1 pseudogene is annotated in these 590 nt (G+C 63.6%); it reads left to right on the forward strand.

Going from position 1 to position 590, the window contains the following annotated elements:
* A pseudogene (locus ACGF49_RS24735) lies at positions 1–590 on the forward strand (type VI secretion system membrane subunit TssM); the annotation flags it as partial.

Below are 590 nucleotides of genomic sequence, written 5' to 3' on the forward strand. Positions count from 1 at the left end.
TCAGCCGCGCCCTGCAAATCCTGAGTGACAACACCCGCCTGCCGGGGATTGACGAGACGCTGCCGGCCAAAGCCCGGCAGGCGTTACGCGATACCCCGGATTACCGCCTGCTGGCGCGTATTCACCGGGAATTCGCGCCGGAAACCGCGGTGCTGGTGGAGTCCGGGGATAAAAACAGCACCTTACAGGGGGTTTATCAGCAACTGGTGGCGCTGCACCGTTACCTGCTGGCGATTCAGAATGCCCCGGTCCCGGGTAAAGCCGCCCTGAGCGCCGTTCAGCAGCGGCTTGAACAGCATAACAGCGACCCGATTTTCGACGTGCAGCAGCGGGCGAAAACCCTGCCGGCGCCGCTCAACCGCTGGGTCGGCGAGCTGGCCGAACAGGCCTGGCGGGTAGTGATGAGAGAAGCCATCCGCTCGCTGGAAATCGAATGGAACGACACCGTCGTCAGACAGTACCAGACCTACCTGGCCGGACGCTATCCGTTCAACCCGGACGCGACGGAGGATGTGCCGCTCAGCGAGTTCGCGCGGTTCTTCCGGCCCGGCGGCACGCTGGATGCCTTCTATCAGCAGAACCTGAAACCG

The organism is Photorhabdus sp. RM96S (assembly GCF_042879335.1).
Lineage (GTDB): Bacteria > Pseudomonadota > Gammaproteobacteria > Enterobacterales > Enterobacteriaceae > Photorhabdus > Photorhabdus kayaii.